Source organism: Paraburkholderia sp. RAU2J (assembly GCF_003634845.1).
In the GTDB taxonomy this organism is placed as follows: Bacteria; Pseudomonadota; Gammaproteobacteria; order Burkholderiales; family Burkholderiaceae; genus Paraburkholderia; species Paraburkholderia fynbosensis.
Window position 1 is genome coordinate 942,454 of sequence record NZ_RBXG01000003.1, and the last position, 18,944, is coordinate 961,397.

An 18,944-nucleotide genomic window follows, 5' to 3' on the forward strand; every position below is an offset into this window, starting at 1 on the left:
CCGACTCAGGGGCGCACGCTATCGCCTGAAGATCTTCCAACCGGACGAAGGAAGCTCACGACGGCCTCGCGAAGCGCGCCTCTGCGCTTTTTCCGAAGGGTTTCTGGATGCCTTGTTCCGGAATGCCAGTGCGCGGTATGACGGTTCCGATTTCCTCTCGCGTTGGCCAGATTTCGCTGCCATAATTGACTATTAAATCATAGGTGAGTTTAATGTCATACGAGTCGCGAGGCAGCCGAGTTCGGCGTCGACGGAGTCATTGCGAAATCCGTCATCTGACAAGCTCGCCGATCTGGCGGCACCGCAGATGCCGGCCTGACCGGTACTTTATGTCATGAAGCGGGAACGCCTGACACGGGCGCAGCGCAAAGAGCAGACGCGCGAATGCCTGCTTGAGGCTGCGCGGAAGATGTTCGTTAAAAAGGGTTTGGCCGCAACAAGCGTGGAGGACATCGCTGAGGCTGCTGGCTATACGCGCGGCGCGTTCTACTCAAACTTCGGCGGCAAGCCGGACCTGCTGATCAGGTTGTTGCGCCGCGACGACGAGAGGGCTCGGGCGAATCTCCTGGCGATCATGGAGAAGGGCGGAACTGCCGATGAAATGAAGGAGCGCGCCATTGCGTACTACAGCCAATCTTTTGTTGAACACGATTGCTTTCCACTTTGGGTCGAGGCCCAGTTGCTCGCGTGCCGGGACACCCGGTTTCGGGAGCGCATTGACGCCTTCCAGCAGCAAAAGCTGGAACAGATCGGCGCGTACATCCGCATGCTTTCGGAGCGCAACGGCAGGCCGTCGCCCCTGCAGGCCGAGACTCTCGCGGTTGGCCTGATGTGCCTGTGCGATGGCGCGAAGTTCTTCAGGATGTGCAGTCCGCAAACGGTGAGCGACAAGGTGCTTCAGACAGTGCTTGCCGGATTTTTTTCGTCCGCGTTGTTGCGACAGCCGGAAGAAAGAGTCTCCGACATTCATCGCCCGGACGTACCCGGCTGAACTGCGAAAGTCAGAGAACCACCGCGTACGAGGGCCAGTTCCGCTACGAAGGCCTGACACGATAAAGGTGAAGCGGCAACCGCTCGGTAAGGGCTATATGAGTTCGTTCACCATTGCAACTGTCCCTAGAGAACACGCCGGTCTCTAGCGGTTGGCGCGGATACGCATGTATTTGGAACTGTTAAAGGAGATGGCCATGTATTGCGACCACACGAATTCCCTAAATGCCACGGTCGGGAGCAACACAAATGACCGGAATGAACCGGGTTCGGTGTCGAACCACCTCGTTGAGGCAACCAGTACCCTTACAGCAAGGAACTGGGCATGGGCGCACCATAGCGACTCATATGACTGGATGGACTGGCACAGCCCATTTCCCGCCGCAACCCCTCTTGAGTGAACGCGGCATGGCGGCGCCGAGCTGTCGCTAAGGCGAAGCGACCGCTCGATAAATTGCCGCGGGCATCAGTCGGAGGCATCGACAGGTGCCACTCGCCCCCCTCACCACAACAGGACATTGGCCGCACCCCCAGGCACCTTCGCCTGTTGATCGAGGCGACCCCAAAGGCACGGCGTCAAGCCTTGCTGCAGCCGGCTAGACGTACCGCTACCGCCATTTTCAGGCAGCGCTCAGCATTTCAATTCCCGACGTGCAAGAAAGAACCGGATGAGCTCGGGGGCCGACCGCCGATCGCGCTTCTTTCATCTGGCGCTCATATTTGACATGCAAAACATGTCTGATTGCATTGTCAACATTGACACAAAGGCGTACAATTCACACGTGGATGAAGCGAGCGATGGGCGCGTCGTTATGACTGACGGCGCGCGGGTAGTCAACGCTACGCGTGATGGGCGCGCAGGTCTCGATACGTGGGAAATCAGTGAAGGATACAGTCTCCGGACAAGCGCTCGGGTTGCGCGAGATGTTCGCCAAAAGTACCGCGCGTGTGGTCGCTGTCACAGGCGGCTCTGAAAGATCGGGCTGCACGGCTGCCGTCGTCCATCTCGCGATAGCGCTGGGCAAGCAAGGGATGGACGTGCTCGTGGTGGACGAGTGTCCTGGCGACGGATCGGCGAGCGCGGTGCTCGGCGCGATCCGGGCAGCGGGCGAGTCCGCTTCCATGCCGAATGGCAGGCTGCCGCGTGTGCTGCCGGTAGAAAATAGTCGATTGCCGCTCGACATCACGGGCCCCGGCCATACGAATGAACAACGCTACGGTGCAATCGAATACGACGCGGTGCCCGCCACCGCCCCTGATGTCGTACTGATCGACGCTGCGCTTAGCGACGATGGCGCACTTTCACCGCTTGCCTCGCAAGCTCACGATGTGGCGCTCGTCACGACGATGACGGCGGATGCAGCGGCAAACACGTACGTTCGCATGAAGCGCCTGCATCTCAAGCAGGGAATCTCGCAGTTCCGCATCGTTATGAATCGGGTCGAGAATCAAGCGGACGCTCGCGCGGTTCTGGAGAGCCTCAGCAGAATTGCTCGCGATTATCTCGCCGCCTCGGTTCTTGATGGAGGCTGTATCAGAGCCGATCCCCGCATTGGGCGAGCCGCCGAGCTGCCGTGCGCTACCGCAGATGCGTTCCGTCCTTCCCCCGCCGCGGAAGATTTTGCGCGTCTCGCTACCGATCTCCACTCGTGGCCGCGGCGGCCGGCAGGATCGTGGCGGGAACCCGTGTCAACGCTGCCGAGCGTCTGCGCCACGCGCCCGTGGGCTTGCTCGCCGTTTATTAACGCTCAACCATTGGTGCCTGCGCGAGAGACATCGAAAACTATGTGCCGCATCTATAAGCCGCGCTTCGATCGACAAGTATAGTCTGAGCACCTGTTTTCAGATCGGTCTTTAGTATAACGAAACATCTACCTTTATCTTGTCCGGTCGCAATGTTCTGGCCGCGGGCGAGACGCTAAAACCATGGAATATATCGAAAGCTTGCGCCTATTTCGCGCCATTGTAGAGGTCAAGAATTTCCGGCGTGCTGGCGAAATAATGGACTTATCGCCATCGGTCGTTTCGCGGGCGATCGCATCGTTGGAGGAGCGGCTCGGAACTCGGCTTTTTCACCGCTCCACCCGACAATTTTCGCTGACGGAAGCGGCAGAGCGCTTTTACAACGGCTGCACGCGGATCCTGGACGATCTCGACTGTCTGGAAGCCGATGCGGCAAGTCAAGGTCGACTGCCTGCGGGCGTCCTCAGGCTGGTCGCACACACGACAGCCGCGCTGACATGGCTCGCGCCACTCATTGCGTCGTACAAACTCAAATATCCGAGCATTAGCGTGGACGCCACGTTAACCGAGCGGCCAGTCGACCTGACAGCGGATGGTTACGACGTCGGTATCGTTATGCCTTTCATGCTGGCGACGGATTTGGCCGTGACGCGACTTCTCCACAGGCTGCCGTTGGTGATCGTCACCACGGAGACTTATCTGGGCAGGCGCCCTCGACCTCGGCATCCGGCTGACCTGGCAGAGCATGTATTCGTCACTGTTCCGCCTTCGATGCACAAGCCATTCGTCACCTTTCGCACGGAGCATGAAAGCGTCGCGGTCCCAATCCACTACGAAATTACGTCGAACAACCCGATCTTTAATCGTGACATCGTGCTCCAGGGATTTGGTGTTGCTCTGCTTCCGATTACGCTGGTAGAGCACGATATCAAGGCCGGACGGCTGATTCGCCTGCTTGAGCAGTTCGAGATCGCAGATACGGCGGCGGAGGTCCGCCTGGCTTACATGGGACGCACGCTGTTACCCCCGAAGGTGAGGGCGTTTATCGACCACGCGTCGCAGTTCTTTGAGGACGGCGCCGAAACGCCTCCTCAAGCTCGTTAGGTCGTGCGACGACCGTAGCTAGAAAATCGGATATTCGGCGGGTAAAACTCAGATGCCCACGAGTGCCCGGTGCCATCGGATGTCGCAATTGTCCGGACGCGTGACGCTGGACATAGGCATCCTGTCGGCCCAGCCGCAAGCACCTCGCGCTGGGAACGCAACTGAAAAAGAAAGGGCTATGAGGGTGGCAGCACATAGAGACCGATTCATAGGCAACGTCCTCGGCAGTTGGGTGATCGCCTGCTGTGCGATGGATGCAGTCTGCTACATCCTGCCCGGCACGCAGCAACTGGCACCGCTGTCGCCGGTTTTTGAGCTGATGGTAGCGACAGGCGTGGCGGCATTGGCCGCACTGTTCGTGCCATCGCTATGTGGTCGTTTCGCGGCACGCCACGCAGGCTTGCTTGATCATGAGGGCACGCATTACGCGGCATGGTGTGGGCGCCTGGCCGGGCTGCTTCTCGGTGTATTGGGCGATATCGCGTTGCAGTGGATCTGAGAGAAGAGGCATGCACTTGCAGTTTGCAAGATCGTCATCCAGTTCGCAGACGCTTGCGGGCACAGCGGTTGACCAGAAGCCTCATGGTGACATCTCGGCTCGAGTCTCACTTCGGCGATAACAATACTTTAAAAAAGAGGTGGGTTTTATGCCCAGCCAGCCGCTTCTTGCGTCCGCCCTTATTTCCGCGTGTGCGGGCGGCCGACAGACCGGCGCGGGTACGCGCGCGGATAAGATTGCGCTCGAAGTCAGCCCACCGAACAGGTGAACAGGTGGCGGCAATCGATCGGCGCAGTATCGATGCTCTGCTGCAAGCTGCGCAGGCCAACGCAGGCGGCGTCGAGCCGCTCGACCAGATGATCAGATCCTTCAGCGAACGCCCGAGCCGGTCCGGCCGCCATAGCACTACCGCGTCACCGGGTCGCAATGCGGCGAGCAGCCCGGTCAATCCCGTGCGTTCGGCTTTCGCCCCGCTCGGTGTCTTCGAAGACGCGTTCACACCCGGCCCTGGCCAACGCGTCGCGTTGCAGGTCCAGACCCTGGTCGTCCCTTGAGACGCGAGCGTATCCGGTTAAGATACGATTTCCAGTTTGCCGACGGGAAATTAAGTATAGTCGGACATTGAAAGGTGGAAGCTGCTATTGGATGCTTTTTGCGTGGATTCTCGTGATGCCGGCCTTTCATGCGAACAGCGTCCATCGAACTATCGTTTATTGGAAAGGCACTTTCTCTCTGGCCTTGGCACCAAGTCCGCCGCCCTGATACCCCGATGATCAGCTAGCAATGACCGCATGACGTTTCGCTCCCGAAGGAGAAGCCCATGCCCACATTCAATCCTGCCCACAAAACGAAACTCGATGCGCTCCTATCGCGTGTCTCTCACGTCCGTGCGGGCAAGATGTTCGTTGTAGTCAAGCTACAGAAGGCGTCGGCCGAGAAGCTGCTGAACGCGGACAGGAAGGCCGGGTCATTTCAAACCATGAGGCGGCCGAAGATGCGAGAGTGCGTCCAGCTCAACGTCAGCAAGCTGGAGAACTATCGGGTCTACCAACCCGTTTTCGAAGAATCCATCCGCTACGTGCTGGCGCAACAGGGCGGCGCGACATCATGACCTGGATCGATGTGCGGGAATATCCGTTCGAATCGCGGTACTTCGACCTGCCGGCGGGCCGGATGCACTACATTGACGAGGGCGCCGGGCGCCCGGTTCTGATGCTGCATGGCAATCCGACATGGTCGTTTCTCTATCGCCGTCTCCTCAAACGGCTGCGCGACAACTACCGCTGCGTCGCTCCTGACCACATCGGCTTCGGGCTGTCGGACAAGCCCGCTGGCTGGAGCTACCGGCCAGAGGATCACGCCGATCACCTTGGCGCATTCATTGACGGCCTCGGGCTGAACGACATCACGCTCATCGGGCAGGACTGGGGCGGCCCGATTGGGCTCGCCTATGCAATCGCCCATCCCGAACGGGTGTCCCGCATTATTCTGATGAACACCTGGGCGTGGCCGGTAAACCGCGACCCTCACTTTTTCGCCTTCAGTGCGTTCATGGGCGGCCCGATCGGACGTCTCCTGATCCGGCGCTACAACTTCTTTGCCCGCACGTTCATGCGTCAAGAATTTGCCGATAAGCGCAAATTGACACCCGCGCTGCACGCGCATTATCTGCGACCGCTGGCGTCGCCGGAAGACCGTACCGGCTGCCTTGTGTTTCCGAAACACATCGTCGCCTCGACGCCATGGCTGGGCGAGCTATGGACAGGCATCCCCGTCCTGAGCACGAAGCCAGCTCTGTTCGTCTGGGGCATGAAGGACGTCGCATTTCGAGATAAGGAACTGAGGCGCTGGGAACGCGCGTTCTCAAATGCCCACACGGTTCGCCTGGCGGAAGTCGGGCATTTCGTGCAAGAAGAAGCACCCGACGAACTAGCGAATGCTGTGATCACTTTTCTCAGCAAGACGGACCCAGCTTAGATGAGTGATCGGAATATCTGCCAATCACGGGGCGCTTGGTCAGTTGCAGATAATCCCGGTTTTGCGCGTCGGGCTGAGCGCAAACGGCGCTCATTGCAGATTCGGCCTGTTTGGATTGCAGGTCGTCACAGCTAGGGAGTTCCAGGCGGACAAAGAGGCGGCGTCGCCTGACACAAAAACATGATCTGGCTGTCGCCCTCGTGAAGGTGTCAGTCTATTCGCCTCTTGGGCCGCTATCCGTAAGCACCATATCAACGAACTCGCAGAAGGGTGCTTATCGCGCAGCCGGGCGCCCTGCAGACACACCTCTTTGAAACCAGGTATGCCACTCTCTCAACTGACGAAGGCTCTATCAAGTTGGTGCGGAGGCGACGATAGAACGAGTCGATGACGAAGACAAAATCGCTTTGTCACGACCACCGCTTCTCCGCTGTCGTCATCAGCTGCGCGGTTCGCTGGTATTGATATGACTTTGCATGTCAATCACGACATTGGTTTTCAGGTTGTTGCATCGACGCATGAATTTCCTGAGGGCGGCGCAGCAGTAAGTCTCGACGGTGGATCACACTGATATCCGCGGGTTGGATACCGCATTACAGAGGTCCGCCTCATGAGCCTGCCGTTAACTTCCGCCGCAAGTTGGCGATGCCCGTTGCGTAATACCATCGCGGGTTGCTCGGATGCCGGGCTGCGTCGCCTTCAGGAAACTCCGTCCGTTGTTCGGGGAATCACACATAGGCCGCGGGCAGTTTTCTGCGAGGTATTGCAAGCGACATGGCCAGTCGCCGAGGTGCCCGCTCCTGTCGACAACGCGAGCGTGGTCGGCGTGCCAAGGTGCTAAGGTCAGTAACCTGGCGGAGGCGGCGTATCGTAGGCTGGCAGAGGCGGCGTATTGTAGGCCGGTTGCAATCGCGTCGCTTCGTCTTGCGTCCGATACACATCGGCGGCGCTGCGCGGCAGAGGCACGCGCTCGCCATTTGCGTACATGCACTGAACGTACGCCTGGTCGTAGCGATGTTGAAGGCTGGTGGCGGAGCTTTGCGCCATGCCGCCGCCGATCATGCTGCCGCCGAGCAGACCTGCGCCTGCGCCGACCGCTGCACCACGGCGGCCGTTGAACGCCGCACCGGCCGCCGCGCCGAGCGCGGTGCCGACGGCCGTACCGCCGAGGGCGCCGGTCGCTGCGGCCTGTTGGGTACTCACACCGCCGGTCTGCTGGGAAGCAAATTGCTGGCACGTTGCGTCATCGGCGCGGAATTGATCGAAGGACTTGCCGGTGCCGGGCAGGGCCATCACTGTGGGGCCCGTCGGCACGCCAGCACAGCCGGCGAGGGCGATGATGCCGGCCAGGCTGACCGCGGCGGCGACTACCGCAGACGCGCCCCGCTTCGCGCGCGATGGCGGGGAGATGGAATTCATTTGGCTCATAATCATTTCGGCCCGGTTGGCCTCACGGGCACTTCCACCCAGCCGCTCGAACATCCCTTCACGTATGGGTAATATTTTTTTGTCACCGGGCAATACCACCAGGTACCTGCCGGCGGACTCGTTTGCGTTTTCTCGACATAGACGGTGGTCGGGGCTGGCTGGACCGACTGGACGACGACGGGGGCAGGTGCAGCGTAGACGATGGGGGGCGGCGCGACGTAGATAGGGGGCGGCATACCCAATAAAACCCCGACCCTCACATGCGCTTGCGCGGTGCTACTCAGGCATACGGCTATCGTCGCGATCAGGGCGAGCACAACTATCCTCAACCTCACAAACTTTCTCCTATTCGATGAAAAGCGGCACCGTCGCCATCGGCGCCTGATGGAAGGCTCTGTTGCACAAGCCGAAGAATGAAAACAAGCCGTGCGCCGTGCATGCACCGCCTGACGACGGGCAGCGCCCACGTGCCGTACGAGTTTGCAGACAAGGTGTCGATCACAACCTTCGGATGATCCTGAGGAACCTACGCCTTCCGCCGAGCCTCGCGTGCGGAGGTGGTACGCCGGCGTCGCAATAGTCAATCCGGCACAAGTCTGCGACTTGCCCACCTTGATGCCCAATCAACCTTCGCTGTAGATGGATCGATACGAGGCCAACTGAGCGGGAGTCGTTGCCACCGGAACTGCGGAGCCCAATTTCACGCCACCGTAGCCACTGAACGCCTGCTGTTGAGCCGCCGCGCTCGCCAGGGCGGCGTGGATATTCGCCGCATAGGGCGCGTCAGCGTTGGTCCCGTCGTAGCTCGCTTGCTGCAGTCGGATGACTTCTTCGTGCACTAGCTCACGCGTGAAAGGACCGTTGCCCTGAGCGGACGCGCCCGTGGGCAGGGCGATGACTGACACGACGGTGAGAACAGGCATGAACCCTTTAGCCATGATGGAGCTTCCAATCTTGAGCGCCGGGAACAGCAGACGCGGGGTTAGCGAAACAACGACCAGGCGATGTCTTGAGCCCGAGTGCCGGTGGCGTTGAAGTCCGGCATCTTCTTATAAATTGATCACAAATAGCTCTCGTCAATACATTGTTTCCGAACTTGCAACCTCGCGAGACGTCTATTGGGATCGTGATTGATTTGACTATCAACTCTTATATAAGACATAAGACATTTGACCATACAGGGGTGTTGCAATTAGAATCGCGCTAGAGCAGCGTCCGGCACGGCCTTTGGCGTGCCGTAAAAGCCTTTCCCTGAAACGCAAATACCAGCAGGTCCCCATGCTTGAAAATTTTCGTACTCACGTGGCCGCCCGCGCCGCGCTTGGCATTCCTCCCCTGCCGCTGACGGCTCAGCAGACCGCCGAGCTGGTTGAACTCCTGACGAATCCGCCGGCCGGCGAAGAGCAGACCCTGCTCGACCTGATCACTAACCGCGTGCCCGCCGGCGTGGACGAAGCCGCTCGCGTGAAGGCCGGCTTCCTCGCCGCCGTGGCCAAAGGCCAGACCGCCTGCGCGCTGATCTCGCGCGCTCGCGCCACCGAATTGCTCGGCACGATGCTGGGCGGCTACAACATCCAGCCGCTGATCGAGCTGCTGTCCGACGCTGATGTGGCCACCGTGGCCGCCGAGGCGCTGAAGAAGACCCTCCTGATGTTCGACCAGTTCCACGACGTCAAGGAACTGGCGGAGAAGGGCAACGGCAACGCCCAGGCCGTGCTGCAAAGCTGGGCCGACGCCGAATGGTTCACCAGCCGTCCGGAAGTGCCGCAGAGCCTGACCATCACCGTTTTCAAGGTGACGGGTGAAACCAACACCGACGACCTGTCGCCGGCCCCGGATGCGACCACCCGTCCGGACATCCCGCTGCACGCGCTGGCGATGCTGAAGAACGCCCGTCCCGGTATCACTCCGGAAGAGGACGGCAAGCGTGGCCCGGTCAAGTTCATCGAGTCGCTGAAGGAAAAGGGCCACCTGGTCGCGTATGTGGGCGACGTGGTCGGCACCGGCTCCTCGCGCAAGTCGGCCACCAACTCGGTGCTGTGGTTCACGGGTGAAGACATCCCCTTCATCCCCAACAAGCGCTTCGGCGGCGTGTGCCTGGGCAGCAAGATCGCCCCGATTTTCTACAACACGATGGAAGACGCCGGCGCCTTGCCGATCGAACTCGACGTGTCGAAGATGGATATGGGCGACGTGGTCGAACTGCGCCCGTACGAAGGCAAAGCCCTGAAGAACGGCGAAGTGATCGCCGAGTTTCAGGTCAAGTCCGACGTGCTGTTCGATGAAGTGCGCGCCGGCGGCCGCATTCCCCTGATCATCGGCCGTGGTTTGACCGCCAAGGCACGTGAAGCGCTGGGCCTGGCTCCGTCGACCCTGTTCCGCCTGCCGCAGCAGCCGGCCAACAGCGGCAAGGGCTTCTCGCTGGCCCAGAAGATGGTCGGCCGCGCCTGCGGCCTGCCGGAAGGCGAGGGCGTGCGCCCCGGCACATACTGCGAACCGAAGATGACCTCGGTCGGCTCGCAGGACACGACGGGCCCGATGACCCGCGACGAACTCAAGGACCTGGCGTGCCTGGGTTTTTCGGCCGACCTCGTCATGCAGTCGTTCTGCCACACCGCTGCCTATCCGAAGCCGGTGGACGTCAAGACCCACCAGACCTTGCCGAACTTCATCAGCACCCGTGGCGGCATTGCGCTGCGCCCGGGTGACGGCGTGATCCACTCGTGGCTGAACCGCATGCTGCTGCCCGACACCGTGGGCACCGGCGGCGATTCGCACACTCGCTTCCCGATCGGCATCAGTTTCCCGGCCGGCTCAGGCCTCGTCGCCTTTGCGGCCGCCACCGGCACGATGCCGCTGGACATGCCGGAATCGGTGCTGGTCCGCTTCAAGGGCAAAATGCAGCCGGGCGTGACCCTGCGCGACCTGGTCAATGCAATTCCCTTGTACGCCATCAAGCAAGGCATGCTGACGGTTGCCAAACAAGGCAAGAAGAACATCTTCTCGGGCCGTATTCTCGAAATCGAAGGCCTGCCCGAGCTGAAGGTCGAGCAAGCGTTCGAATTGTCGGATGCTTCCGCAGAACGCTCGGCCGCCGGTTGTACGGTGCACCTGAACAAGGAGCCGATCATCGAGTATCTCAACAGCAACGTCACGCTGCTGAAGTGGATGATCGCCGAAGGCTACCAGGACCCGCGCAGCCTGGAGCGCCGCATCAAGGCGATGGAGCAGTGGCTGGCCGACCCGCAACTGCTGTCGCCGGATGCCGACGCCGAGTACGCCGCGGTCATCGAGATCGACCTGGCCGACATCCACGAGCCGATCGTGGCCTGCCCGAATGATCCGGACGACGTGAAGACGCTCTCGGACGTGGCCGGTGCCAAGATCGACGAAGTGTTCATTGGCTCGTGCATGACCAACATCGGACACTTCCGTGCCGCGTCGAAGCTGCTCGAAGGTAAGCGCGACATCCCGGTCAAGCTGTGGGTGGCCCCGCCGACCAAGATGGACCAGAAGCAGCTGACCGAGGAAGGCCACTACGGCGTGTTCGGCACAGCCGGTGCCCGTACCGAAATGCCGGGCTGCTCGCTGTGCATGGGCAACCAGGCACAGGTGCGTGAAGGCGCGACGGTCATGTCGACCTCGACCCGTAACTTCCCGAACCGCCTGGGCAAGAACACGAACGTGTACCTCGGCTCGGCGGAACTGGCGGCGATCTGCTCGCGTCTGGGCAAGATTCCGACCCGCGAGGAGTACATGGCCGACATGGGCGTGCTCAACGCCAACAGCGACAAGATCTACCAGTACATGAACTTCGACCAGATCGAAGACTTCAAGGAAGTGGCCGACACCGTCGAGATGTAAGCGTGCTGTCGGGCTACGGCGTGTCGGTCGCGTCGTAGCACCACAGAATGGCGCTGCAGGCTGAACGTCTGCAGCGCCATTTTTTGTTGCGGCGCCGAAGTGGTATCTCTAGGCAGGCTTTCGAGAAGGAATATCGCCGCCGTGCCGTTCCTGATTTCTTGTGATGTCAATCTGCACCCGGCCTCGCGCCGGGACTTGGGTGTTGCGATAGATCGCCTGCAGGGACTGAAGTGGGCTCGTGGATGTCAAGCCGCATGGCCGCAATGTCAGATCATGAACTCGACTTTCCCGTTGTTCAGGTGATACATCGCACCTACCATCTTTATCTTTCCATCCCTTTCCATTGACGCCAGGATTTCGCTGCGTTTGCGTAGGTCGTTGATCGTGTTCTGGACATTCGCTCTTGCAACCTTGTCGACGAATTCAATGTTACTGCCCGTGCGCTTCCCTTCATATTGTGTGGCATCAATGGCAGGCTTTATCTTCGCCAGCAAGCCGGTCAGATTGCCGAGCTGGACGTTGTCGATAGCGCCCTTGATCGCGCCGCAATCCGTATGACCCATGACCAGCACGAGCTTGGCTCCGGCTGCGGCGCACGCGAATTCGAGGCTTCCGGCCAGATCCTCATTGGCAATATTGCCCGCGATACGTGCATTGAAGGTATCGCCGATGCCGGAATCGAGGATGAGTTCTGCGGGGGTGCGGGAGTCGATACAACTGAGAATGACAGCGGCGGGAAACTGGCCACCGGCGCTTGCCCGTTTCTGCGCGAGATAGTCGTGCTGATGCGCGGTTCCCGCGCGAAAACGTTCGTTGCCTTTCTTAATGCTTTCGATGATCTGATCGGGCGTCAGACTGTCACGCTCTTTTTGCGTGAGTGCCGCGGCCAGCGAGACAGACGACACCGAGAGCGCGGCGGTGCCAACCGCTCCGGCAAGTGCGATGCCGAGGCCAGTTTTCAGCGCTGTACGTCGGCCTCTTTGAATGGAATGTGAGGAATCGGGACAGGTGCAGTGACGAAACTCGCAAGCCATGATCTGTTCTCCATTGGACTAACTACTGGGTGTTCAGTCTATGTTGTGTTCCTGACAATTCACAGGCGCTACTGCGGGGGGCGGCGGCGGGCGGGGCGCACCCCGGGCTCGACGGTTTCCCGGTCCCAAGCCGCGAAGGATGCCTTCAAGCAACGCAGCAGCGAAAATCGAGGCTCGGCGTGACAAGCCGGTGCGCCAAGGCACCGCGCACTATCGCGGCACACTAACCGTCATGTGCGGCGCTTGCAAAAAATCGAAATCGCAACCTTCATCCGCCTGAGTGACCGAGTGCAAAAACAGCTTGCGATAGCCCCGTTCGTTCGTCCCGGTCGCGACGGGCGGCAACGCGGCGAGACGTTCGGCGATCTGCGCGTCGTCCAGTTCGAGCGCGACGACGCGTTGCGCCACGCTCAGACGGATGCGGTCACCGTTACGCACGATCGCGAGCGGGCCGCCGACGGCTGCCTCGGGCGTGACATGCAGCACGATCGTCCCCGCGGCGGTGCCGCTCATGCGGCCATCCGAGATTCGCACCATGTCCTTCACACCCTGCCGCGCCAGCTTCTTCGGAATCGGAATGTACCCGGCCTCCGGCATGCCGGGTGCGCCGACCGGCCCGATCCGCTTGAGCACGAGCACGTCGTCGGCATGCACGTCGAGGTCGGGATCGTCGATGCGGCGCGCGAGATCCTCGGCATCTTCGAAGACGACCGCCCGCCCGCTATGTTCCATCAGCGCCGGATTGGCCGCGGACTGCTTGATGATCGCGCCACGCGGCGCCAGATTGCCGTTCAGTACCGCAATGCCGCCTTCGGGGTAGATCGGGTTCTGCATCGAACGCACGATGTCCTGCGGGAAGTCCGCGGGCGCGGCGTCCAGTTCCTCGCCCAAGGTGCGTCCGGTCACGGTGAGCGCATCGAGATGCAGCAGATGGCGCATGCGCCGCATCACCGTCGTCAGGCCGCCCGCGCGATGCAGGTCCTCCATGTAGTGCTGTCCAGAGGGCTTCAGATCGACGAGTACGGGCGTCTCCCGTGCAATATGGTCGAGCCGTTGCAGATCGAGACGAATGCCGAGCCTGCCGGCGATGGCCGTCAAATGGATGATGCCGTTGGTCGAACCGCCGGTAGCCAGCAGCACGCGCAATGCGTTTTCGACGGCTTGCGGCGTCAGGATTTTTTGCGGCGTAAGCTGCGCGCCGATCATCGCGACGGCCTGCTGACCGGTTTTTTCGGCGATCCGCATGCGGTCGGCGCTCACCGCCGGCGGCGTCGCGCCGCCCGGCAGCATGATCCCCATTGCTTCGGCGATGCAGGCCATGGTGCTCGCCGTGCCCATCACCGAGCAGGTGCCGACCGTCGCGACCAGCTGGTTGTTCACCGCGTCGATCTCGGCCGCATCGATCTGGTCGCCGCGAAAGTTAGCCCAGAAGCGGCGGCAATCGGTGCAGGCGCCGACCCGCTCGCCGCGATGCGAGCCGGTGAGCATCGGGCCGGTGACGAGCTGGATCGCCGGCACATTCGCGGCGGCGGCACCCATCAGCTGCGCGGGCACCGTCTTGTCGCAGCCGCCGATCAGCACGACCGCGTCCATCGGCTGCGCGCGGATCATCTCTTCGGTGTCCATCGACATCAGATTGCGCAGATACATGCTGGTCGGATGCGAGAAGCTTTCCGCGATCGAGATGGTCGGAAATTCGACGGGCAGACCGCCGGCAAGCATGACGCCGCGCTTGATCGCCTCGATCAGTTGAGGCGCGTTGCCGTGACACGGGTTGTACGCGCTCCCTGTATTGGCGATTGCGACGATCGGGCGTGAGAGGACGTCGTCCGTGTAGCCGGCGCCTTTGATGAAAGCTTTGCGAAGGAATAGCGCGAAGCCCTCGTCACCGTAGTTCGTGAGGCCCTGGCGCAGGCCGCTGGACGAACGCGCGGCTGCGGGCGTATCGGGTTGATCGGCGGACGGATCGGACTGGCTGTTGTGCGTCATGGTGGGCGTCATTCACGGAGTAAGGTTGCCACTCGGCGGCAACGGGTTGGGACGGCAACGCGACGGGCGTCAGCGCATGACCGGCGGAGAAAAGCGCAGTACATTGTCGCGCGTCAGTTCCGCCATCTTCAAGTGTGTTTCATGCGTCGCGCTCGCGCTCGCGATGTACGGTGTGAGCACGACGTTGTCGAACGACAGGAGCGGCGATGCGGCATCGGGCGGCTCCGTGCATATACGTCGAGTGCCGCTGCGCCGAGGCGCGCGTCCCGCAGCGCGGCCACGAGCGCGGTTTCGTCGACCGCCGAACCGCGCGCGACGTTGACCAGCGTGCCGCGCGGACCCAGCGCTTCGAGCACGGTTTTGCCGATCATATGCCGGGTTGCCGGGTTACCACCCGGAGCAGGTGTTGCTGGGACATTTAATTGAACAAGCCGACCTCGTCTGCGTCGCTCCTATCGTCCCAGCAAGCAGGGGGGGCCGATTCCAGTAGACGCCGCGGACGCATACGACGCGGAGCCGCGGCCGTGCAGCGCCGGGACAAACGCTCTGGAGGCTCAGTCGTTGGTCGCGGTAAATCGGGTAGGGAGAGTCTTCTTGCCAGCGGAGACGTCGGTGACAAAGCCGCATCATCGATCAGATGAGGCTCAGATGAAGTGGCGACTGCATAAAGCGCCGCGCAGGGCTGGAAGCGAACTCTTGCCCCGGGCGATTTGTAATATCCAGCAACGATACTACGTCTTGGCGTGCTTACGAATTGTGCGCGTGCCCCTCGGCTTCCCAGACGGCGTACATTGCTGGACCACGCGCTGGAGGTGGTCCGGACCGGCCATAATGGCACCGAGTAACGACATCAGCACAAAATCGATCAACTTCGGTATAGCGACTTTGGTGTCCGCCCGCGGCGCACGGTTCGCGAGGATCAGCGTGGCGAGACCATGTTCCATGCTCCACGCCGCATGGGTCACCAGCTTGAGATCGGCCTGTGCCCAGCCGGCCTCAATGGCCAGCGTCTCGATTGTCTCCGAAAACAACCCAAAAGATCTGTTACTTTCCTCGATCAGTTCTGGATAGGCTTGATGCGCCACGATGCGAGGCCCGATCATCAGGCCGAACAGACCTTTGTGGCGCTGCGCGAACTCCACATATACGCGCATCATCCGATACGCTTTGGCAAGCGCGGTATCCTCGCTGTCGCGGATTGCAACCCGCAGCGCGGCGAGATCACGATAGCCACTTGCCGCGATCGTGGCCAGCAGTTCGTCGATACCTGAAAAATGTCGCGAGGGTGCCGCTTCCGATACGCCCACCATGCGCGCGAGGTAGCGCAGGCTCAGGTCTTGAGCCGATAAATCCATGAGCGCGCTGCGCCCCGCTTCGATAAGCGCGTTACGCAGATTGCCATGGTGGTAATCCGCATTCTTCGCGATAGATGATTTAGGACTCACGTGGCCTTCGTTCGTGGAGAAAAAAGGAAATCGATTATAAATTCTGCGCAAACCGGCTTGCAATATCGCAGATCACTCGCTAACCGGCGCGTGACCGTGCACGCATTCTAGCCGCGTGACGGGGCACCTGGTGCGTCCACGTTGGCCTCGGCCGATCATGTTGGCAATCGAGCCGATACATCGTCAACGGGCGATCGCCTCCTGATAACGCGTTGCACGCCAAAAAGAAGAACCACAACGCCAAGTGCCTGGATACAGGCAATCGTAATAAACCCGCTCGCGTAGGTCCCCGTTGCGTCGCGGACGTACCCGATCAACAAAGGTGTGACGAACCCGGCGACGTTGGCGATGGAACTGATCAACGGGACGCCGAGCACTATAGACTTGCTGCTGAGCAGGCCGACGGACATTTGCCAGAAAAGCGTTATTCCAGCTCCGGTTCCCGCGAAGCCAAGAACAAGGAGCAAAAACGTCGCTGCAGCACTGCGGTGCAATACGAAAACCAGCGCCGAAAGGCTCACCGCGGTAAAGACCGATGCCAGTGCACAAAAGACTCGCCGACGCTGCGCGCTGCCCCCGATGCTACAGATGAGAACATTGCCCAAGGCTCCGAGGACACAGGCACCAGCGACTGCACGGCCAATCTCGTTGTATCCGCCGAACCCTGCCTCACGAAGTAGCGTCGGGGAGAAGAAGAACAGAGCTGCGGTGGCGGCCAGAAGGCAAAAGTAGGCGGCGCTCAAGATCCAGACGGTGGGATTGAGTAACAGACGTCGTCCGTCTTCGTCGGCATTTTCCATCGTTTCGGCGTTCTGCCGGAGATCATCCTCGACGAGCTTGCGTTGCCGCGCGGAAAGCCACCTGGCGTCGCGAGGCAGAGCAGGCAGTACCATGAACGCAACGCACGCCAACACGACCGTAGGGATGGCCTGAGCGAAGAACATCCACCGCCAGCCCTCAACTCCGTTCAGTCCGTTCATGTGTTCGAGCACGAATCCTCCCGTTAAGCCAATCGCGACCGTCGAGAAGAGCGACCCTGAGTGAAAAATGCTGAAGTTGCGCGTGCGCCTTTTCGTGGGGAACCACGCATTGAAGTACAACACAACGCCAGGGTAGAAGCCGGCTTCGAACACACCAAGCAGGAACCTCAGCGCGTAGAAGGTCGGCGCGCTATTGACGAACGTCATCGTGACACTCGTCAGCCCCCACGCGCCAGCGATTCCCGCAAGCACGACGCGGGCACCGAACTTTTTTTGCAGCATCGTGGTAGGGATGCCGAACAACACATAGCCGACAAAGAACAGGCCTGCGCCCAATCCATAGACCGTTTCGCTGAACCGCAAATCCACAACCATTTGCAATTTCGCAAAAGCAACGTTCGACCGACCGACCCACGCGAGCATCCATAAGCCGAACAATACCGGCAGTATCCTCCACTGCGCCGACGTGTAGGCCTTCCGAAGCAGCGTGCTGTCATCTAACGTTGAGCCTTGTGGGCCCTCTACCCGTGCTTGATCCACGACTTCCATTCCGTCCTCCGACGAGTTGTGGTGACATCGTTAATGCGAGGCGCCCCCCGGTGATCAAAGACCGTCTGGGACTTCCTGAAGAACACTCGCTTGCGCAAGAACGGAAGCGCCGATCGCCTTTGGAGCCGGTTGTGGTCCACCAACCAGAATCCCCGTGTCGATGGCATGGCGGATTTCGGTATCCGCCATGCCCGCTTCACGGAATACCTGCTCGTTGTGTTCCCCCCTGAATGCGGGCGCGTTGCGCATTGCAAGCTCGTCATCGGAAAAGCGCCATGGATACCCGTGGATCAGATACGAGCCGCCACGGCGATCCGGGACCTCGTGCACCGCACCCCATTGCTTCGCCCAATCGGTTTCGGCAAGTTGCTTCAACGTACGGATCTGGCCAATCGCAATCTTCGCCTCGTCGAGTTGCGCATCGAGCGTCTTGAGATCGCGGAAGGAGAGGATCCATGTCTGGATCACTGCGTGCAGTGTTTTGTAGTTCCGCAGGCGGCACTCGGCGTTGCTGAAGCGCGGATCCCGCGCAAGGTCCATACGGCGCATGGCGCGCAAGTAATTCGGGAAGGTAAGGCTGCCAACAATGCTTTGCGCCGCCACGAACTCTTCGCCGCCGGGGCCAACGAAATGCGGGCCGTCGGAGGCGCCGAGGATGCCGGGCTCGGCGCCTGTGTCGACCCCCGCGATGTCAAGGTGAGCGCGTTCGTTGATCGACAGCATCACGGCGGCCATCGCGACGTCGATGTATTGGCCACGCCCGGTTACTTCACGTTTGCGCACGGCCGCAAGTACGGCGATGGTCGCCTGCAGGCCCGCATAGACGTCTGCGTGCGACAGCGGATCGGTCCATTTGCGCCCGTCGCCCGTGCCGTCGAAATGACGCAATGTGTTGTGCGTAAAGCCTGCTTCGGCCTGCACAGTCGGCGCATACGCCATGCGTGACGCCCACGGGCCGCGCTGACCGTAGCCGGTGATCGAAACATAGACCAGTTTTGGATTGCGCCTGGACAAAGTTTCATAGTCGAGACCGAATCCCTTGAGCGTACCCGCTCGAAAATTCTCGACGATGATGTCCGCTTCGTCGCACAACCGCAGCACGAGTTCGCGTGCGCGCGGCAGGTTCAAGTCGATGCTGACGTTGCGCTTGCCACTATTCTGCTGTGCGTAGTAGCCCGACATTCCGTCGTGATTCGGAAACGCGGCACGCGTGACGTCGGGCCGCGGCGGTTCGATCTTGATTACGTCCGCGCCGAGATCCGCGAGCGTCCTGGCGCAGAGAGGGCCGGCAAGCACCCGCGAAAAATCGACGACTTTGAGTCCCTCGAGCGGTCCGGCCATG

Annotated in this window: 17 protein-coding genes; 7 read left to right on the forward strand and 10 right to left on the reverse strand. The window is 60.8% G+C overall.

Features of this window, described 5'->3' with window-relative positions:
• Positions 1-334: 334 nt before the first annotated feature.
• The 4 genes from B0G69_RS35655 (at position 335) to B0G69_RS40865 (ending at position 4,336) form a co-directional block, all read left to right on the forward strand.
• A complete protein-coding gene (locus tag B0G69_RS35655) occupies positions 335-991 on the forward strand; it encodes a TetR/AcrR family transcriptional regulator (protein WP_121324770.1) in 657 nt (218 codons plus the stop codon).
• Between the two features lie 881 nt (positions 992-1,872).
• Positions 1,873-2,817 carry a MinD/ParA family protein gene (locus B0G69_RS35660; protein ID WP_158609036.1) on the forward strand — a complete coding sequence of 315 codons (945 nt, stop codon included), beginning with the start codon at positions 1,873-1,875 and terminating at the stop codon, positions 2,815-2,817.
• Positions 2,818-2,916: 99 nt separating this feature from the next.
• Complete coding sequence (locus B0G69_RS35665) at positions 2,917-3,837, forward strand: LysR family transcriptional regulator (RefSeq protein WP_121324772.1); 921 nt, start codon at positions 2,917-2,919, stop codon at positions 3,835-3,837.
• A 79-nt stretch (positions 3,838-3,916) separates the two neighbouring features.
• Complete coding sequence (locus B0G69_RS40865) at positions 3,917-4,336, forward strand: hypothetical protein (protein ID WP_147440822.1); 420 nt, start codon at positions 3,917-3,919, stop codon at positions 4,334-4,336.
• A 106-nt stretch (positions 4,337-4,442) separates the two neighbouring features.
• Here B0G69_RS40865 and B0G69_RS35675 read toward each other — a convergent pair whose 3' ends face one another.
• Both B0G69_RS35675 and B0G69_RS42415 read right to left on the reverse strand, forming a co-directional pair.
• Positions 4,443-4,784, reverse strand: coding sequence for a hypothetical protein (locus tag B0G69_RS35675; protein WP_241991640.1), 342 nt, complete (start codon positions 4,782-4,784; stop codon positions 4,443-4,445).
• The gene (locus tag B0G69_RS42415) at positions 4,750-4,851 is read right to left on the reverse strand and encodes a hypothetical protein (RefSeq protein ID WP_241991641.1); all 102 of its coding nucleotides are present in this window, start codon (positions 4,849-4,851) and stop codon (positions 4,750-4,752) included. Before B0G69_RS42415 ends, B0G69_RS35675 begins: the two co-directional genes overlap by 35 nt.
• 305 nt (positions 4,852-5,156) lie before the next feature.
• On the opposite strand from B0G69_RS42415, the gene B0G69_RS35680 reads away from it, so the two are divergent.
• Together B0G69_RS35680 and B0G69_RS35685 are read left to right on the forward strand one after the other, a co-directional pair.
• Positions 5,157-5,447: a hypothetical protein gene (locus B0G69_RS35680; RefSeq protein ID WP_121324774.1), complete on the forward strand. Its 291-nt coding sequence runs from the start codon at positions 5,157-5,159 to the stop codon at positions 5,445-5,447.
• On the forward strand, positions 5,444-6,313 hold the full coding sequence (locus B0G69_RS35685) for an alpha/beta fold hydrolase (protein ID WP_121324775.1): 870 nt from the start codon (positions 5,444-5,446) through the stop codon (positions 6,311-6,313). Before B0G69_RS35680 ends, B0G69_RS35685 begins: the two co-directional genes overlap by 4 nt.
• Positions 6,314-7,156: 843 nt before the next feature.
• On the opposite strand, the gene B0G69_RS41225 is transcribed toward B0G69_RS35685, so the two are convergent.
• Together B0G69_RS41225 and B0G69_RS35710 are read right to left on the reverse strand one after the other, a co-directional pair.
• Entirely contained in the window at positions 7,157-7,732 is a 576-nt protein-coding gene (locus B0G69_RS41225; RefSeq protein WP_199731500.1) for a hypothetical protein, read from the reverse strand.
• A 632-nt stretch (positions 7,733-8,364) separates the two neighbouring features.
• Complete coding sequence (locus B0G69_RS35710; protein WP_121324779.1) at positions 8,365-8,679, reverse strand: hypothetical protein; 315 nt, start codon at positions 8,677-8,679, stop codon at positions 8,365-8,367.
• 340 nt (positions 8,680-9,019) lie between these two features.
• Here B0G69_RS35710 and acnB point away from each other — a divergent pair, with 340 nt between their 5' ends.
• The gene (gene acnB / locus B0G69_RS35715) at positions 9,020-11,605 is read left to right on the forward strand and encodes a bifunctional aconitate hydratase 2/2-methylisocitrate dehydratase (RefSeq protein ID WP_121324780.1); all 2,586 of its coding nucleotides are present in this window, start codon (positions 9,020-9,022) and stop codon (positions 11,603-11,605) included.
• 266 nt (positions 11,606-11,871) lie between these two features.
• Here acnB and B0G69_RS35720 read toward each other — a convergent pair whose 3' ends face one another.
• The 6 genes from B0G69_RS35720 to B0G69_RS35745 all read right to left on the reverse strand — a co-directional run bounded on the left by B0G69_RS35720 (position 11,872) and on the right by B0G69_RS35745 (position 18,943).
• On the reverse strand, positions 11,872-12,639 hold the full coding sequence (locus tag B0G69_RS35720; protein ID WP_121324781.1) for a carbonic anhydrase family protein: 768 nt from the start codon (positions 12,637-12,639) through the stop codon (positions 11,872-11,874).
• A gap of 210 nt (positions 12,640-12,849) precedes the next feature.
• The gene (locus B0G69_RS35725) at positions 12,850-14,628 is read right to left on the reverse strand and encodes an IlvD/Edd family dehydratase (RefSeq protein WP_121324782.1); all 1,779 of its coding nucleotides are present in this window, start codon (positions 14,626-14,628) and stop codon (positions 12,850-12,852) included.
• A 128-nt stretch (positions 14,629-14,756) separates the two neighbouring features.
• The gene (locus tag B0G69_RS35730) at positions 14,757-14,999 is read right to left on the reverse strand and encodes an NAD(P)-dependent oxidoreductase (protein WP_241991642.1); all 243 of its coding nucleotides are present in this window, start codon (positions 14,997-14,999) and stop codon (positions 14,757-14,759) included.
• Between the two features lie 360 nt (positions 15,000-15,359).
• Positions 15,360-16,073, reverse strand: a complete 714-nt coding sequence (locus B0G69_RS35735; RefSeq protein WP_241991643.1) for a TetR/AcrR family transcriptional regulator — start codon at positions 16,071-16,073, stop codon at positions 15,360-15,362.
• 155 nt (positions 16,074-16,228) lie between these two features.
• Complete coding sequence (locus tag B0G69_RS35740; protein WP_121324783.1) at positions 16,229-17,602, reverse strand: MFS transporter; 1,374 nt, start codon at positions 17,600-17,602, stop codon at positions 16,229-16,231.
• A gap of 54 nt (positions 17,603-17,656) precedes the next feature.
• Complete coding sequence (locus B0G69_RS35745; protein ID WP_121324784.1) at positions 17,657-18,943, reverse strand: CoA transferase; 1,287 nt, start codon at positions 18,941-18,943, stop codon at positions 17,657-17,659.
• Between the last annotated feature and the right edge of the window lies 1 nt (position 18,944).

What these genes read in the sequence shown, in the direction of transcription:
- B0G69_RS35655 (WP_121324770.1), top strand. Translation starts at nt 335, where the DNA reads ATGAAGCGGGAACGCCTGACACGGGCGCAGCGCAAAGAGCAGACGCGC.
- B0G69_RS35665 (WP_121324772.1), top strand. Translation starts at nt 2,917, where the DNA reads ATGGAATATATCGAAAGCTTGCGCCTATTTCGCGCCATTGTAGAGGTC.
- B0G69_RS40865 (WP_147440822.1), top strand. Translation starts at nt 3,917, where the DNA reads ATGTCGCAATTGTCCGGACGCGTGACGCTGGACATAGGCATCCTGTCG.
- B0G69_RS35680 (WP_121324774.1), top strand. Translation starts at nt 5,157, where the DNA reads ATGCCCACATTCAATCCTGCCCACAAAACGAAACTCGATGCGCTCCTA.
- B0G69_RS35685 (WP_121324775.1), top strand. Translation starts at nt 5,444, where the DNA reads ATGACCTGGATCGATGTGCGGGAATATCCGTTCGAATCGCGGTACTTC.
- B0G69_RS41225 (WP_199731500.1), bottom strand. Translation starts at nt 7,732, where the DNA reads ATGAATTCCATCTCCCCGCCATCGCGCGCGAAGCGGGGCGCGTCTGCG.
- B0G69_RS35710 (WP_121324779.1), bottom strand. Translation starts at nt 8,679, where the DNA reads ATGGCTAAAGGGTTCATGCCTGTTCTCACCGTCGTGTCAGTCATCGCC.
- acnB (WP_121324780.1), top strand. Translation starts at nt 9,020, where the DNA reads ATGCTTGAAAATTTTCGTACTCACGTGGCCGCCCGCGCCGCGCTTGGC.
- B0G69_RS35720 (WP_121324781.1), bottom strand. Translation starts at nt 12,639, where the DNA reads ATGGCTTGCGAGTTTCGTCACTGCACCTGTCCCGATTCCTCACATTCC.
- B0G69_RS35725 (WP_121324782.1), bottom strand. Translation starts at nt 14,628, where the DNA reads ATGACGCACAACAGCCAGTCCGATCCGTCCGCCGATCAACCCGATACG.
- B0G69_RS35730 (WP_241991642.1), bottom strand. Translation starts at nt 14,999, where the DNA reads ATGATCGGCAAAACCGTGCTCGAAGCGCTGGGTCCGCGCGGCACGCTG.
- B0G69_RS35740 (WP_121324783.1), bottom strand. Translation starts at nt 17,602, where the DNA reads ATGGAAGTCGTGGATCAAGCACGGGTAGAGGGCCCACAAGGCTCAACG.
- B0G69_RS35745 (WP_121324784.1), bottom strand. Translation starts at nt 18,943, where the DNA reads ATGGCCGGACCGCTCGAGGGACTCAAAGTCGTCGATTTTTCGCGGGTG.